General features: G+C 61.0%; 15 protein-coding genes. 8 read left to right on the top strand and 7 right to left on the bottom strand.

Annotated elements, in window-relative coordinates:
• Positions 1-2 precede the first annotated feature (2 nt).
• The 3 genes from BUC36_RS11420 to BUC36_RS11410 form a co-directional block, all read right to left on the bottom strand.
• Entirely contained in the window at positions 3-1,316 is a 1,314-nt protein-coding gene (locus tag BUC36_RS11420; protein ID WP_073275238.1) for an ABC transporter permease, read from the bottom strand.
• Positions 1,317-1,327: 11 nt separating this feature from the next.
• A complete protein-coding gene (locus tag BUC36_RS11415; protein ID WP_073275237.1) occupies positions 1,328-2,029 on the bottom strand; it encodes an ABC transporter ATP-binding protein in 702 nt (233 codons plus the stop codon).
• 65 nt (positions 2,030-2,094) lie between these two features.
• The gene (locus tag BUC36_RS11410; RefSeq protein ID WP_073275236.1) at positions 2,095-3,375 is read right to left on the bottom strand and encodes an efflux RND transporter periplasmic adaptor subunit; all 1,281 of its coding nucleotides are present in this window, start codon (positions 3,373-3,375) and stop codon (positions 2,095-2,097) included.
• 390 nt (positions 3,376-3,765) lie between these two features.
• On the opposite strand from BUC36_RS11410, the gene BUC36_RS11405 reads away from it, so the two are divergent.
• The 3 genes from BUC36_RS11405 (at position 3,766) to BUC36_RS11395 (ending at position 6,975) form a co-directional block, all read left to right on the top strand.
• A complete protein-coding gene (locus tag BUC36_RS11405) occupies positions 3,766-5,259 on the top strand; it encodes a SulP family inorganic anion transporter (protein ID WP_073275234.1) in 1,494 nt (497 codons plus the stop codon).
• Positions 5,259-6,152: a universal stress protein gene (locus BUC36_RS11400; protein ID WP_073275232.1), complete on the top strand. Its 894-nt coding sequence runs from the start codon at positions 5,259-5,261 to the stop codon at positions 6,150-6,152. The genes BUC36_RS11405 and BUC36_RS11400 overlap by 1 nt, the downstream gene beginning before the upstream one ends.
• Before the next feature lie 124 nt (positions 6,153-6,276).
• A complete protein-coding gene (locus tag BUC36_RS11395; RefSeq protein ID WP_073275230.1) occupies positions 6,277-6,975 on the top strand; it encodes a sterol desaturase family protein in 699 nt (232 codons plus the stop codon).
• Positions 6,976-7,002: 27 nt separating this feature from the next.
• Here BUC36_RS11395 and BUC36_RS11390 read toward each other — a convergent pair whose 3' ends face one another.
• Positions 7,003-7,710, bottom strand: coding sequence for an MBL fold metallo-hydrolase (locus BUC36_RS11390; RefSeq protein ID WP_073275228.1), 708 nt, complete (start codon positions 7,708-7,710; stop codon positions 7,003-7,005).
• Between the two features lie 113 nt (positions 7,711-7,823).
• Positions 7,824-9,509, bottom strand: a complete 1,686-nt coding sequence (locus tag BUC36_RS11385; RefSeq protein ID WP_073275226.1) for an aminotransferase class V-fold PLP-dependent enzyme — start codon at positions 9,507-9,509, stop codon at positions 7,824-7,826.
• Positions 9,510-9,700: 191 nt separating this feature from the next.
• Here BUC36_RS11385 and BUC36_RS11380 point away from each other — a divergent pair, with 191 nt between their 5' ends.
• On the top strand, positions 9,701-10,174 hold the full coding sequence (locus BUC36_RS11380) for an Lrp/AsnC family transcriptional regulator (RefSeq protein ID WP_084535935.1): 474 nt from the start codon (positions 9,701-9,703) through the stop codon (positions 10,172-10,174).
• On the opposite strand, the gene BUC36_RS11375 is transcribed toward BUC36_RS11380, so the two are convergent.
• Both BUC36_RS11375 and BUC36_RS11370 read right to left on the bottom strand, forming a co-directional pair.
• Positions 10,171-10,935 carry a DUF2238 domain-containing protein gene (locus tag BUC36_RS11375; RefSeq protein WP_073275224.1) on the bottom strand — a complete coding sequence of 255 codons (765 nt, stop codon included), beginning with the start codon at positions 10,933-10,935 and terminating at the stop codon, positions 10,171-10,173. The two genes, BUC36_RS11380 and BUC36_RS11375, sit on opposite strands and share 4 nt — an antisense overlap.
• Positions 10,936-11,189: 254 nt before the next feature.
• Positions 11,190-11,618: an acyl-CoA thioesterase gene (locus BUC36_RS11370; RefSeq protein ID WP_073275222.1), complete on the bottom strand. Its 429-nt coding sequence runs from the start codon at positions 11,616-11,618 to the stop codon at positions 11,190-11,192.
• Between the two features lie 578 nt (positions 11,619-12,196).
• Between BUC36_RS11370 and fabV the strand changes: the two genes are divergently transcribed.
• The 4 genes from fabV (at position 12,197) to lpxL (ending at position 16,074) form a co-directional block, all read left to right on the top strand.
• A complete protein-coding gene (fabV, locus tag BUC36_RS11365; protein WP_073275220.1) occupies positions 12,197-13,375 on the top strand; it encodes an enoyl-ACP reductase FabV in 1,179 nt (392 codons plus the stop codon).
• A 226-nt stretch (positions 13,376-13,601) separates the two neighbouring features.
• Positions 13,602-14,645, top strand: coding sequence for an NADP(H)-dependent aldo-keto reductase (locus BUC36_RS11360; RefSeq protein WP_073275218.1), 1,044 nt, complete (start codon positions 13,602-13,604; stop codon positions 14,643-14,645).
• 84 nt (positions 14,646-14,729) lie between these two features.
• Positions 14,730-14,963 carry a DUF2789 domain-containing protein gene (locus BUC36_RS11355; protein WP_073275216.1) on the top strand — a complete coding sequence of 78 codons (234 nt, stop codon included), beginning with the start codon at positions 14,730-14,732 and terminating at the stop codon, positions 14,961-14,963.
• A 145-nt stretch (positions 14,964-15,108) separates the two neighbouring features.
• Entirely contained in the window at positions 15,109-16,074 is a 966-nt protein-coding gene (gene lpxL / locus BUC36_RS11350; protein WP_073275214.1) for an LpxL/LpxP family Kdo(2)-lipid IV(A) lauroyl/palmitoleoyl acyltransferase, read from the top strand.
• Positions 16,075-16,180: the final 106 nt, after the last annotated feature.

The following is a 16,180-nucleotide window of genomic DNA, read 5'->3' as shown; positions in this document are numbered from 1 at the left end:
CCTCACTGGGTTTTCAGGTAGATGGAGGGATTGGTACGGCTGATACGCCAGGCCGGATAGAGGCCCGCCAGCAGGCTGGCCAGCACCGCCAGTCCGATTGCGGCGAGTACCATCAGCCAGTCCATGGAGGCGATCTGGTCGATCTTACCCATGGCCAGCTGGCGTACACCGCCGAGTCCCAGCAGCGACAGCAGAATACCCAGCAGGCCGCCGAGCACGCCGATACAGCTGCTCTCGATCAGGTGCTGGATAAAAATTGCGTTGCGACTGGCGCCCAGTGCGCGGCGCACGCCGGCCTCCGGTGCCTTGCGCAAAAACTTGGCGAGTAGCAGCGCTACCGCATTGACGACGCAGACCAGCAGGAAGGCCAGCGACAGCCAGCCGAGCACGCGGTTGTCGTCGCGCAGGACTTCGTTCAGCACCAGCCACTCGGACGGCTTGGACAGGGCAAATTTCAGTGGGCGCTGGAAGCGGCCCTGCTCCTTCTGCTGGCGAATATGCCCGGTCAGGAACTCCTCGTATTTTTCTTTCTGTGCCGCTGAGTCGAGCTCTACCCAGTATTGAATCCAGACACTCTCGCCCTGCAGGAATCCCTCGTAACCCTCTTCGTTCGAATGGGACCAACCGTTGGTGTTGCCCCAGCTGAAAATTTCGAACTTGCGGTGCAGACCAAACGGTATGTAGATTTCCTCACTCTCGGCGAAGGGACTGTTGTTCAGGTCATAAACCTTTGGGGATGGATCCCAGTGATCGATGATCCCGACCACGGTGAAGGGTTCGCCGTTCAGGTTGATAGTCTTGCCGACACTGATTTCTCCACCGAAGACCTTGTCGTTGGTGGCTTTGGACAGCACCACCTGTTGCACCGGAGACAAATCCGCAGCCGCGTCCCAGGTGCCGCCAAACAGGAAAGGCACGTCAAACAGGCCGAAGAAGTCCGCCGTGGTGATGCGGGCCTCGGCGGTAAACGGGCGCATCTCCGACTCGTCCAGCGTGACAGTAAAGCCAAAACGGTGCATGGCAACCTGGCGCGTCGGAATATCCGAGCGCAGCAGCGCGGTCGCGTCCTGGTAAGTCAGCTGCCACGGCAGCTCATTAGGTGTGTCCGCCGCTTCGTTCGGATCCCAGCCGTCCAGCTGCACCGCATAGAGCACGTCGTCCTTATGGGCCAGCGCATTCTGCGACATCATGTAGTTCAGGGTCAGAACCGTCATACATGCGCCGACACCGACGGCGATGGCCGCGATCATCAGCGTGCTCAGTATCGGCGTGCCGCGCAGGCTGCGCATCGCCAGGGAAATGTAGTAACCGATCATGTCAGTCTCCCTCAGGCGATTTCACGGGCGGCGCCGATGGTGCCGTGCTGCAGATCGGAAACCTGGCCGTCGACAATCTGGATATTGCGGTGCGCGCGGCGCGCCAGATCCGGATCGTGGGTGACCATGACGATGGTGGTGCCCCACTCGTTGATGAATTCCAGCAACTCCATCACCTGGCGGGCCATCAGTGAATCGAGGTTACCGGTCGGTTCGTCAGCGAGCAGGAAGCGCGGTTCGCCGGCGAGTGCGCGGGCGATGGCAACGCGCTGCTGCTGGCCGCCGGAAAGCTGCGCCGGCAGATGCTTGGCACGTGCAGACAGGCCCACCTGTTCCAGTACTTTCTCGATCCGCTTCTTGCGCTCCTTGGCGTTGAAGCCGCGGTAGCGCAACGGTACGTCGATGTTATCGAACAGGTTCAGGTCCGGGATCAGGTTGAAGCCCTGGAAAATAAAGCCGATCTTTTCATTGCGCAGGCGCGAGCGGTCGCGGTCATTCAGGCTGCTGACATCCTCGCCATCCAGCAGGTACTGGCCGCCGGTCGGGGTTTCCAGCAGGCCGGCGATATTCAGGAAGGTGGTCTTACCCGAGCCACTGGGGCCGGTGACGGAAACGAATTCGCCTTCATTCACTTGCAGGCTGAAATCGCGCAGCGCGTGGGTTTCTATGGTATCGGTGCGATAACTCTTGCGGATATTGTGCATTTTCAGCATGACGAATTTCCCTTTTGTTTTGACTCTGATTTTTCGTTGAATGTTGTTCGATTAAAAACTGTGACTTATTGCTTGAGTGCAACCAGTTGTGCGTTTTCCAGTTCCTCGGCGGCCGAGACGATAATGCGGTCGCCTTCCTTCAGGCCCGAGACGATTTCCACCTGGCTCAAGCCGAGTGCGCCAATCTGGATGGGCACTCGCTCCGCCTGCTGCTCTTCATTGAGGCGAAATGCGTAGCGGCCGCCACTCTGGTCGAGGAAGGAGCCGCGCTTGACCAGCATTACGTCGTTGCGGTTTTCCAGCAGGATGCGCGCGGTCAGGCGCAGGTTCTGGCGCAGGTTTTGTGGCTGTCCGTCGGTGAAACGTACGCGTGCCTGTACCTGGTTACCGATGACTTCGGGGGATATCGCGGTGATCTCACCGGGCAGCTTCTTGCCGCCGAGGTTGATTTCCACTGCCATCGCCAGTCCCAGGTCGTCGGCGTAGTTCTCCGGCACCGCCGCTTCCAGCTCGAAACTGGTCAGGTCGACCACGGTGATCAGGGGGGCGTTGGCCGGTATGGCGCTGCGCTGGGCCACGGCCAGGCTGCCGATGGTGCCGTTTACCGGCGACAGAATCTTCAGGTCGCGCACCCGGCGTTCCAGGTCCGTGACCTGCAGTTTTTGCTGGGAGACCTGCAGTTCCAGGGTCTGGGTTTCAAAGGCGAGAGATTCTTTTTCCAGCTCGGCGTTCTGCACTGCCTGTTCGTATTCCAGCTGTGCGCGCGCCAGATCGTCGCCGGTCTTTTCGAAGTCCAGCTGGGAGATGATCTGCTTTTCCATGGATAATTCCGCGCGCTTCTGTTCGCGGCGGGCGGCGGTGAGATTGACCTTGGCCAGGTCGGCCTTCTGCTGGTTTTCCAGTTGCTGGCGTTTGGCCTGGATCTTCTGGCGCTGCAGTTCGACGGTCAGCTTGTTGAGCAGGGCTTGCTCCTGTGCCAGCTGATTGGACAGTTCCGGGCTATCCACTTCGGCGAGCAGCTGGCCCCGCTCGACATTGTCACCGGCCTTGACGGTGAACTTGACGATACCCTGGGCCGGGCTATACAGAGTGGGGCTGTTGGCGGCCACTACCTTACCCTGAACAACCAGGTCGCGGACCAGATCGCCGCGCTCCACCTGGGCGACGTTGATGCGCGACAGCGACAGGGTGCTGTCCACCGAGCCGGTGGCGCGCCAGGCGCTGATACCCCAGGCGAGGAAGGCGAGGGTCGCCAGTACGGCACCGCCGATTTTCAGTATTCTGGGGTTTTTCCACGGCGGTACTGCGGCGATTTGTACGTCCTGCCCCGAGGTGTCTCTGATCATTGCCGATGTTCCTGTACAGCGTTTCTTTTTAAGTTCTTGTATCCGGCGCTGTGCTTATGAAAGTTGTGACGCGCCGGCAGTCGAATTTGGATGCAGGGCCTGAAAGACGGGCCTTGTCCCTTCCTGTCCGGTACTAGAGCAAGGGCTGTGCCAGTTTTTAAGGTTTTTGCAACTTATTGAAATAATTGGATTTTTTTATTTTTGTGGGGCAGCGGACAGCCTGGCAGGTGTCCGCTGCAGGTGTCCGCTGTCCGCCCCTGGCGGCGGCGGACACAGGCTCCATTTGGCGCCATTACAGCCGCGCTGCTGACCTGTGCGGGAAATGCGGGTCGGGGGCCATTTGTGGTAGAGTGCGCGGCCTTTTTTTGACCAATTCCGTATTTGCTTCCTATGTTGCTCTCCTCAACCAAAGCCGACTGGTTCGGCAATATCCGCCGCGACGTACTGGCCGGCCTGGTGGTGGCCCTGGCGCTGATTCCAGAAGCCATCGCCTTCTCCATCATTGCCGGCGTTGACCCGCGAGTCGGTCTCTATGCCTCCTTCTGTATTGCCGTCGTAATTGCCTTCGTCGGCGGTCGTCCGGGCATGATCTCCGCCGCCACCGGCGCCATGGCGCTGCTGATGGTGACACTGGTCAAGGAGCACGGCCTGCAATACCTGCTGGCGGCGACATTGCTGACCGGCGTGCTGCAGATCATCGCCGGCTACCTGAAGCTGGGCAGCCTGATGAGCTTTGTCTCCCGTGCGGTGGTGACGGGTTTCGTGAATGCGCTGGCGATTCTGATCTTTATGGCGCAGATGCCGGAATTGATCGGCGGCAGTTGGCAGGTGTACGCGATGACCGCGGCCGGGCTCGGCATTATCTACCTGTTCCCGTACATTCCGGTGATCGGCAAGACGGTGCCGTCGCCGCTGGTATGTATCCTGCTGCTGACCGCAGTGGCGGTGACTATGGGGCTGGATATCCGCACCGTGGGCGATATGGGCGAGTTGCCGGACACTTTGCCGATCTTCCTGTGGCCGGATGTGCCGCTGAACTTCGAGACCCTGCAAATCATCTTCCCCTATTCCGCCGGCCTGGCGGTCGTGGGCCTGTTGGAATCCCTGATGACGGCCACCATCGTCGACGACCTCACCGACACGCCGAGCGACAAGAACCGTGAGTGCAAGGGGCAGGGCGTTGCCAATATTGCCGCCGGCGCGATGGGCGGCATGGCCGGCTGCGCGATGATCGGTCAGTCGGTCATCAACGTGAAATCCGGTGGTCGCGGTCGCCTCTCCACGCTGGTGGCGGGGGTTGGCCTGCTGACACTGGTGGTGTTCCTGAGTGACTGGGTCGCGGTGATTCCGATGGCCGCGCTGGTGGCGGTGATGATCATGGTGTCCATCGGCACCTTTAACTGGGAGTCCATTCGGAATCTCAAGCGCCTGCCGCTGTCCACCAATCTGGTGATGCTGGCCACGGTGGTTGTGGTAGTGTGGACCCACAACCTGGCCTATGGTGTATTTGTCGGTGTGCTGCTGGCGTCGCTGTTCTTCGCTAACAAAGTGAGTCACTTTATGTATGTGACCAGGGAGCTGGACGAGGCCGAGAGCTGCCGCACCTATAAAGTCGTAGGGCAGGTATTCTTCAACTCCGCCGACAAGTTTGTCGCCGCCTTTGATTTCAGGGAAGTGGTGGATAAAGTTGTGATTGACCTGAGCCGCGCTCATTTCTGGGATGTTTCCGCGGTGCACGCGCTGGACAAGGCGGTGATCAAGTTCCGCCGCGAAGGTGCGCAGGTAGAATTGATTGGCCTGAATGAGGCCAGCGAGACCATTGTCGACCGCTTCGGTGTGCACGATAAACCGGAAGAAATCGAGAGAGTCCTTGGAGGACACTGATGACCGTCACTAGCAGTGCCAATAACAATAAAGAAGTCAACGGACACAGCCAGCGGCCGCTGGTGCTGTCCTGTATCGACGGTTCCCGTTACACCAGTGCGGTGTGCGACTACGCGGCCTGGATTGCCGTCAAAATCTCGGCGCCACTGAAACTCCTGCACAATATCGAGCGCGGCAATGTACCGGCGGTAGCCGACCTCACCGGCAGTATCGGCCTGGGGAGCCAGGAAGAGCTGCTGGAAGAACTGACCGCGCTGGAGCAGCAGCGTTCGCGCCTGATGGTGGAGCAGGGCAAGCTGATGTTGCAGGCGGCCCGGGAGCGCGCCGAGCAGGCAGGAGTAGAGCAGGTCGCCACCTGCCAGCGCCACGACAGTCTGAGCGAATCCCTGATCGAACTGGAAGACAGTATTCGCGTGCTGGTATTGGGCATTCGCGGTGAGGATTCAGAACAGGGCCTGGGTACTCAACTGGAAACGGTGGTGCGCTCCCTGCACAAGCCGATTCTGGTGGTGAACCGGGATTTCCAGCCGCCGCAGCGCATCATGCTCGCCTACGACGGCAGCGAGGCGGCGCGCAAGGCGCTGGCACTCGTCGCCGGGAGCCCGCTGTTCCGCCAGCTTTCCTGCCACCTGGTTTTTGTCGGCCCCGCCGAAGCGGCAGAGGGACTGCTGGCTGAAGCCAGTGCGGTGCTGGACGATGCCGGCCTGGCGGTGACCGCAAGCCGTCTCGAGGGCAAGACCGTCGAGGCGCTGACCGCCTACCAGGCACAGCACGATATCGATCTGACCGTGATGGGAGCTTTTAGCCACAACCGCCTGCGGGATCTGCTGTTGGGCAGTATTACCGCGAAAATGTTGCTGAGCACTCAGCAACCGCTGCTGCTGTTAAGATAGGCTTCTTACGCTTGCCGGAGCCTGCCGGCGGTTTTGCGGGTGGCATATCGAGAGGTTTTTAGGGATGTGTCCGCAGGAGGGCTCCAGCGGCTCCACCAATCACTATTGTGAATGAGTGCCGCGGATGGAAAACAATAAAAACCTCAGTGAATACCGCCAGCGCTATCGGGCGGAGTTTATCGGAGCCGGGTACAACGGCTGGTTGCACCTGGCCTTTACCGTCAGCGCTAGTCTCGCCGTGATTGCCTGCAGTCTGTTACAGCTTCGCGAGCCGACCTGGTATCAGTGGCTAACGGTACCCATCGCCTTTATCTACACCAATCTGATGGAATACTGGGGGCACCGAGGACCGATGCACCACCGGCGCAAATGGCTCGGTGGTGTCTACCAGCGTCACACCCTGCGCCATCACCGCTTCTTTCGCCACGACGCCATGGCCTTTGACGGCAGCCGCGATTTCCATGCGGTGCTGTTTCCTCCGGTACTGGTAGTGTTCTTTCTGTTGCTAACGGTGGTACCGTCGGCGCTGCTGGTGCATTGGCTGCTCGGTGTCAATGTGGCCTGGCTCTATGTGGCCGCCGTCTTTGCCTACTTCCTGAATTACGAGCTGCTGCACTTCGCCTACCATCTGCGCGAGGATTCCTGGATTGGTCGCTTACCGGGCATGGCGGCGCTGCGCCGGCTGCATACCCAGCACCACGACCCGCGCCTGATGCAAAAGTACAACTTCAATATCACTTACCCGATCGGCGACTGGCTGTTCGGTACCCTCTATCGGCCGGACAAGGCAGTCGACGGCAGGCCATCCGAGGTACACGGCTAGTCGAGCGGCGCTCGACCAGCGGCTCGGTTATCCGGCTTCCCGCAGCAGTCCGCCGTTCAGGTTGGCCGGCACGGCAATATCCATGTGCTCGGGCCTGTCCAGTTTTAGTGCTCCCATAAGCTGCGCGTATTCGCGCTGGTCACTGACCTGGAGTCTCGGGTTGTGCCGGCGTTCCTCGCCGATGGTGCTGGAGGTCATACCGCGGTAATCGTGGCCCGGGTAGACGACAGTGTCGTCATCGAAACACAAGACTCTGTCCATCAGGCTGCGGTATTGCGCCTCGGCATCTCCCTGCTGGAAGTCGGTGCGGCCGGTGCCGCGAATCAGCAGTGTGTCGCCGGTAAACAGCAGGTCGGCGGGCTTCGCCGGCAGCCGGAAACAGTAGGAGTCATCGGTGTGGCCGGGCGTGTAGATGGCCTGCAGTTTTACCTGCTGCAGGTGGAGCCAGTCGCCGTCGCCGACCTTTCTGCTAATGCCGCGGGCGAGTGAGCGCTCACCGTGCACCGTTTCACAGCCGGTAAATTCACGCAGTTTCCCCAATGCGGAAATGTGGTCCGCATGTACATGGGTATCGATGGCGTAGGCCAGGGTGAGTTCGAGTTCGTCGAATAACCGCAGGTAGGTTTCCAGCTTTTCCAGTACCGGGTCGATGAGCAGGGCCTGGCCGCCCGGGCCATCGGCGATCAGGTAGGTAAAGGTACAGGAAGTGTTATCGAACAGTTGTCGCAACAGCATGGGGCATCCAGATTAATTATTCGTGGTTTTATGCTTGGATTTTCGACGGGATGGCGGCCATCAGGCATACCACCCCGCCGGAGCTGCGATAGCCGTTGGTTACGGCGATCGCGTTAACGTGCCTGCGCCCGCGTTACCTCCTGCGGTGCCACGAACCAGCGCAGCTGTTCCGCCTCCGCCGGCAGTTCCAGGCTATAGCGCACCGCATCGCGTCTGTCGCGGCAGAGTTCCCGTTCCGCCACGGCCAGCTGCACACGCAGGGAGATGTCGGCCGGGTCGGTTTCTGTGGGTTCGACCGGTAACGTGAGCTGGTGGAAATCCAGCTCGGCCAGACTGGCGGCGGGCCTGGTCTTGATGTCCTGGAAGCGCCAGACACCGTGTGACCCGTCGAAGCGGTAGTAGGGCAGCAGTCTCCAGCCGTGCTCCGCGACCAGCTCCACCGCGCGCACCAGGTACTCGAACGTCTCTTCGTCGATAAAGTAATTGAAATTCAGGCGCACCCAGCCCGGCCGCAACACCATAAAGCCTTCGAGCAACTGGGCTTCCAGCGCCTTGCTGTAGTCCATATCCATGCCCAGCAGTGCGTGGCCGTAGGGGCCGGCACAGGAGCAGCCACCGCGGGCCTGAATGCCGAACAGGTCGTTCAGCAGCGCCACGACAAAGCCGTAGTGGAGATCGTCGCCGCGCCACTTGATGCGCAGTGAAGTAATGGACAGGCGCGGCGCCTGCGGATTGCCGAGGATCTCGATATTCTCGCACTTGGACCAGCGCGCCAGCGCACGGCGCACGAAATCCGCCTCACGTTTTTCGATTTCGTCGGTGCCGACCGCCTGCTGCAACTTGAAGACCAGCCCGGCGCGAATGGACTCGACAATCGCGGGCGTGCCGCCCTCTTCGCTGCGCTCCGCGTTGGTCAGGTAGCGGTGGTCCTCCGGCGTCACGTAGAGCACGGTGCCGCCGCCGGGCACTGCCGGCACGGAATTGTTCAATACCTGTTGTTTGACGACGAGAATGCCCGGCGTGCCGGGCCCACCGATAAATTTATGCGGGGAAATAAACACGGCGTCCTTACTGCTGTCGCCCTCCGCCGTTTTTGTACCCGTCATATCAATGGCGACATAGGGTGCGGCGGCGGCGTAATCCCAGAAAGACAGGGCGCCGTATTGGTGCAGCAGGCGTGCGACCGCATCCACGTCGGTCTTGATGCCGGTGACGTTAGAGGCGGCGGAAAAACTGCCGATTTTCAGTGGCCGGTCGGCGTAGGCGCGCAGTTGGGTTTCCAGAACTTCCGTATCCAGCATGCCGTTTTTGTCCAGCGGAATACAGACCAGCTCGGCGATGCTCTCCCGCCACGGCAGCTCGTTGGAGTGGTGCTCGTAGGGACCGATAAACACCACCGGCCGCTCCTGGGGTGGAATCTTCTCCTGTAGCCGATAGCGGCGGTCCAGGTCTGCGGGCAGACGCAGATTGAGGATATCGATCAGTTTGTGCACCGCGGCAGTGGCGCCGGCGCCGCAGAAGATCACCTTGTCGTCGGCACCGGCATTGACCGCGCGGCGGATCTCGTCGCGCGCCTGCTCGCGCAGGGCGGTGGTCTGGGCGCCGGTATAGGAAGTCTCGGTGTGGGTGTTGGCGTAGTAGGGCAGCACCTGCGTGCGGATATGGTCTTCGATAAAGCCCAGCGCACGTCCGGAAGCGGTGTAATCGGCATAGACCAGCGGCTTGCGGCCGAAGGGAGTCTCGACCGGCTGCAGATCCCCGATGACCGATGCGCGAATCGTATTTATTAGTGCGTTCATACCCTACTTCTCTACGCTTGTTCGAGGCGCATACTGTAGGGGCTTGGGAGCGAAACAATGTCTCTGTCTGAGTCGGGCCTGTCGCTTTTTTCGAGCTATCGTTTCTTTTATGCTTAAATCTCGGAACGATTATTCACTGAAGGTATGCTAATGGGAACGCCAGGTGACGCGATCAAACGGGGGTGGGGGCAGTGGCGGCGAAGATAAGCCGGCAGGACCGGCAGATACTGGAGCTATTGCAGCGGGACGCGACCCTGTCGGTGGGTGACATTGCCGAGCGGGTGGGTATCTCAAAATCTGCCTGCTGGCGCCGAATCCACAAATTGGAGGAAGAGGGCGTAATCCGCGAGCGGGTCACGCTGCTGAACCAGGACAAGGTCAACCTGCCGTTGACGGTTTATATCGCGATTCGCACCAACCAGCACAACGATCAGTGGGCGGCGCAGTTCAGCCAGGTGGTGCAAGGTATCGCCGAGATCCTGGAGGTGCACCGCATGAGCGGCGACCTGGACTACCTGATCAAGGCGGTGGTGACCGATATGCCGGGTTACGACCGCCTGTACAAGGAGCTGATCAAGGCGGATCTGTTCGATGTCAGCTCCAGCTTCGTGATGGAAACCATGAAGCAGACCACACAGCTGCCGCTCAATTACATTTCCGGTTAACGCTCGGCATCGGCCGTGCGGCGAGCGCGCCTTTCTTCTAGCCTTGCAGCTTGCCTTCCCGCTCTCCTGCGCAACCACTCCCGGAGCCGCACCTCGCCGAGGATGCGGTCATCGCCGGGGACGCGCAGGCTATTGCGGATCTCCTGCCAGGCTCGCGAATTCAGCCACAGGTTGGCCAGCAACACGATTAGCATCGCGACAATGGCACCGGTACCCGCCAGCAGCATATCTTTCTGCGCATCCCAGATGTCGCCCTGGCTGCCGAGAAACGCGAGGCCGAGTTCCGGGGATACCCGATCCGCCGCCTGCCACTCGATGATCTCGTAAATGGAGGACAGCGCGAAGGTGACATCGACGGGAAAGAAATAGGCCCAGAAGCCGCGCAGGCCGGCCAGGCGAATCAGTACCTCGCGCACCGGATAGGCGAGCAGCAGGCCGAAGCAGAAATGCACCAGGCGGTCGTACATATTGCGCTCCGCGCCGACCCACTGTTGCAGCGTCGCGCCGAAGGGCACCTCGGCATAGGTGTAGTGCGAGCCGATCACATGCAGACACATAAACAGCGTGATCAGTGCATAGGAAATATTCGACAGGCGGAAGGCGCGGGCGGTCAGCAGCACGATGGGTACCGCGATAAACACCAGGTAATTTTCCAGCAGCCAGTCGTCCGGGTGCAGCGGTTGCCAGGCGGCCCAGGCCCAGGTGAGGGCAAAGACAGTCAGCAGTCCGATATGGAAGCCGTAGCGGCGTAGAAAAATCATAGTGTCTACTTCTTGGGAGTTGTTATGACCCGCCGACCGGGCCGCTCAATTATTTGGACTGCCGGAAGAGATTCATCTCTTCCCGGGGCAGATTCACCAGGTCGATATCGGCGAGGGCCGGTACTGCCCAGCCATTGGGGGTGAATCTCAGATCAAACAGGGATGACGGTGACAGTGGCCGTGTACAGGAAAGGAGTGATTATACTGCCGTCGAAGGGATCGGGCTCCGCGCGGAGCCCGAGAGTTAAGAGACATCAGCTGGCCAGTCGCTGCTCCCGCAGCTCCCGCTCGCGCTGTGTGGCCAGGCGTGCTTCCTCCAGTGACATGCCGGCTTTCTTGTGCGGCGCCGGTTTGCCCTGTGCATCCAGGGCCACGAACACGATGCGCTCCACCTGAATAATCAGCTCGCGGGTCTGCTTGTTGCGCACTTCACAGTGCACTGTCAGGGATGTGCGGCCGATGGCCACCACCTCGAAGCCGAACTCCACCACGTCGCCGCAGAAGGCCGAGCTGACGAAATCGATTTCCGACATCAGCTTGGTGACCACCATCGGCGTGCCCATCTGGCAGCCGGCGAAGATCGCCGCCTCCTCGTCTATCCACGCCAGGAGCTGACCACCGAACAGTCGTTGTGCCGGGTTGAGATCGCCGGGTTTTACGAAATGACGTGAGTAGTATTTCATGCTTACCTCTCTACCTTGCCTGAGTTGAAGGCGCTTACCTGCCTTGGTTGGTGACGCCCCGCCGGTTGAAGTGCGGGGCCGAGTAACGGGCCGCGCTGTCCTGCGCGCCCATCGGAACGGCTCGAAAGCGGCACTTTCTGTCGGTTTCCTCGCCATCCCACCAATGGAATTGCATACAGCGTGCCAACGCGAAGTTACACAAATGTCGCCGATCGCCGTGAAATCGGCGCCAGATTGACGCAGTCGTGCCATACAACCTCGCACCGTGGCAGGGCTGTCGCCCCCGGATAGGGCGAATGCCGTCGATGTGGCCGCTTTGGCCGGGTATGGGGATATTCTGGACAGAGATTCCGCCAGCTTGTGGCCGCCGCTATGGGACTCGGGCGCATCTGCCATTAGAATGCGTGACCAAAGTGACTCGCGCGTCGATGCGCTCGCCCGGCGGGCGGCAGATTTTCGCTCCTGCAAAATCTGCACTCCCGCCATCCATGGCGGTCGCCTACGGCGTCCAGATTCGTCGCCGACGAATTTGTGACCGAACAACCACGATTCCCAGAGAAAGAGGGAGACTGACTGGCATGATTATCCAGCCGAAAGTACGCGGTTTTATCTGCACCAACGCCCACCCGCAGGGCTGTGCCGCCAATGTGCGCGAGCAGATTGAATTCATCAAATCCCAGCCGGCCATCGAGCACGGCCCCAAGAACGTGCTGGTGGTGGGCGCCTCCACCGGATACGGCCTGGCCTCGCGCATCACTGCTGCCTTCGGCTGCGGTGCCAAGACCCTGGGCGTTTTCTTCGAGAAGCCGCCGACCGACAAGCGCACCGCCTCCGCCGGCTACTACAACTCCGCGGCGTTCGAGGAAGAGGCGCATAAGGCCGGTCTCTACGCCAAGAGCATCAACGGCGATGCCTTCTCCGACGAGATCAAGGCCAAAGCCATTGAGATGATCAAAGAGGACATGGGCAAGGTCGACCTGGTGATTTACAGCCTGGCCTCGCCGCGCCGCACCGACCCCAAGACCGGGGAGCTGTACAGTTCCGTACTGAAGCCGATCGGCAAGTCCTACACCGCCAAGAACCTGAACACCGACAAGCTGGAAATCTCCGATATTTCCGTCGACCCGGCGAACGAGGAAGAAATCGCCGCGACCGTCAAGGTGATGGGCGGTGAGGACTGGGAACTGTGGCTGGATGCCCTGAACCAGGCCGGTGTACTGGCCGACGGCTGCAAGACCGTTGCCTACACCTATATCGGCGAGAAGCTGACCTGGCCGATCTACGGCCACGCCACCATCGGCAAGGCGAAGGAAGACCTGGACCGCGCCGCCAAGGCGATCAGCGACAGCGGCAAGGCCGACGCCAATGTGGCGGTACTGAAAGCACTGGTGACCCAGTCCAGCTCCGCGATCCCGGTGATGCCGCTGTATATCTCCCTCGTCTACAAGGTGATGAAGGAAGAGGGCACCCACGAGGGCTGTATCGAACAGCTGTACCGCCTGTACACCGAGGGTCTCTACACCGATACGCCGCGCCTGGACGACACCAACCGTTTCCGCATGGACGACAAGGAACTGCGTCCGGAGACCCAGGCCAAGATCGAGAAACTGTGGCCGGAAGTGACCGAGGAAAACCTGTTCGACCTGACCGACTACAAAGGCTATCAGCAGGACTTCCTGAAGCTGTTCGGTTTCGGTATCGACGGTGTCGATTACGACGCGGACACCAGCCCGGTAGTCGAAGCGGATTTCAAATAATCTGCTGCTTCCGATCCCGGAAGTGAAGGCCCTGGTGCCGGGGGCGCTCGCGAAACAATTGCCGATAAGGCTGTTGAGCGAGCGCCCCCGGCACCAGGGCCGCCCCATGACTATCTAAAAGCGCTCTAACCCTCACGCCGCTCCGAATTTAGCTAGCCGCGAGGCTGCTCCTACAACTCCTCCCTCCAAGCCTGCATAATCCTCCCTTTGATGCAGGAGCTTCTCCATGGAATACCGCCAGCTCGGCACCACCGATCTCAATGTCAGCCTGATCTGTCTCGGCACCATGACCTACGGTGAGCAGAACACGGAAGCGGAGGCTTTCGAGCAGCTGGACTACGCGCTGGATCACGGGGTGAACTTTATCGACTGCGCCGAGATGTACCCGGTACCGCCGCGGCCCGAGACCCAGGGGCGCACCGAGGCGTATATCGGCAACTGGCTGGCGGCGCGCGGCAATCGCGACAAGTTCGTACTCGCCACCAAGGTCACCGGCCGCGGCGAAGCCAACTCCGGGATCGGCCATGTCCGCGGCGGCCCGCGCCTGAATCGCGCACAGATACTCGAGGCCTGTGACAGCTCCCTGCAGCGGCTGCGCACCGACTATATCGATCTCTACCAGGTGCACTGGCCCGAGCGCCAGACCAATTTCTTCGGCCGCCTCGGCTACGAGCACGGCGATGACGACGGCATCGCCATCGCCGAGACCCTGGATGCGCTGGACGAGCTGGTAAAGGCCGGCAAGGTGCGCCATATCGGGATCTCCAACGAGACCCCCTGGGGCATGCACCGGTACTTGCGCCTGGCAGCGCACGGCAACAAGCCGCGCATAGCATCCATCCAGAACCCCTACAGCCTGCTGAACCGCACCTTCGAGATCGGCTGTGCCGAGATGGCCATCCGCGAGCAGTGCGGACTGCTGGCCTACTCGCCGCTCGGCTTCGGCGTGCTGTCCGGCAAATACCTGGGCGGCAGCAAGCCCGACGGTGCACGCCTGACGTTGTACGAGCGCTTCCAGCGCTACACCGGCCCGCGCGCGGTAGTGGCAACCGAGGCCTACGTGGCGCTGGCGCGCGAGTTCGGGCTGGACCCCGCACAGATGGCATTGGCCTTCGTCAATCGGCAGCCGTTCGTGACCTCAAATATCATCGGCGCGACCACGATGGAGCAGCTGCGCAGCAACATCGCCAGTGCAGAGGTGAATTTGACGGATGATCAACTGGCCGCAATCGAGACTGTGCATGGGGCAAATCCCAATCCGGCTCCCTGAGTGCTGCCGGCCCGTCAATCTATACTGATGGAATAGGTTTTCGCTTGCCGGCCCGAACGGCAAGCGCACAAGCGGGGAGCAACCATGGAAACCACCGGATATCACAGCCTCAATGATCTCTTCGCCCAGCTGGGGCTGGCCTCGGAGGATGCTGCCATCGACGAGTTCCTGGCGCGTCACCATCTGCAGGGCGATGAAAAGCTGTCCAAGGCGCCATTCTGGTCCGACGGACAGCGCGAGTTCCTGGAGGAGGCAATCCTGGATGATTCCGACTGGTGTGAGGCGGTCGACGAGCTGGATACCCTTCTGCGCCACTGATTCGTGATGCCCGGGCGCGCCGCGCATCGAAGCGCGGGGGCGCCTGTCGCACTTGCGTCCCAGTCCCCGCCTTCTTCCGCTATAATGCGCCGCTTTCGACCAACTCGCCCGGCGCCCTGAATCCCGGGTCAGATAACAACATCCAATGGAAAAACCCCGATTCCGTGCGGCGCTGCTGCACCCGCGCTACTGGCTTACCTGGTTATTGTTTGCGCTCTGGTTCCTCGTCGCCCAGCTGCCCTATCGCTGGCAACTGGGCATCGGGCGCGCCCTGGGCCGCCTGATGCTGCGCCTGGCGCCGAGTCGCCGGACCATTGCCGAGCGCAACCTGGCGCTGTGCTTCCCCGAGCTGAGCGATGAGGCGCGGGCCGAGCTGCTGCGACGCAACTTCGACTCCAACGGTATTGCGCTGATGGAAACCGGCATGGCCTGGTTCCGATCGAGCCGCTGGCTGCGCAAGCGCTTTACCATCGAGGGCCTCGAACACCTGCAGGAGCCTCAGTCCCGCGGCCAGGGGGTGGTGCTGCTGGCGATGCATTTCACCACGCTGGAGATCGGTGCCCAGCTAATGTCGCTGTGCCACAGGATCGACGGCATGTACCGGCCGCACAAGAACCCGGTCTATGACTATATGCAGCGCAAGGGGCGCGAGCGTCACGGCGAGGATTCGGAAGTCTTTCAGCGCAAGGACGTTCGCGGGATGCTGCGGGCGCTGCAGCGCGGTCGCGCTGTCTGGTATGCGCCGGACCAGGACTACGGCATCAAGCAGGGGGTGTTCGCACCGCTGTTCGGCGTGCCGGCGGCAACGGTGACGGGAACCTCGCGCTTCGCCCGCGTCGGGCGCGCGCTCGTAGTGCCCTACACGGTGACGCGTCTCGAGGACGGATCCGGCTACCGGGTCAAGGTCTATCCGCCGATCGAGGAAATCCCGTCCGGCGACGAACTGCAGGACGCGGTGCTGGTCAATCAGTTTGTAGAGGCGCGCATGCGCGAGAACCCGGACCAGTATATGTGGGTGCATCGCCGCTTCAAGACCCGCCCGGAAGGGGCGCCCAACGTCTATGAAGGCGTGCGCAAGAAGAAAAAGAAGCGCAGAAAAGCGGCGAAGTAGGGCCATAGATTCCCGAATTATCAGGCCCTGGCCGCTGGCATAGATCCTGCGCCCTAAGTAACATACCGGTTTCTTTTTTCGGCGTGTTTCCCCCGGGCCAAGTGCA

This window comes from Microbulbifer donghaiensis (assembly GCF_900129095.1).
Lineage (GTDB): Bacteria > Pseudomonadota > Gammaproteobacteria > Pseudomonadales > Cellvibrionaceae > Microbulbifer > Microbulbifer donghaiensis.
This window is presented reverse-complemented; position numbering and strand designations above follow the sequence as displayed.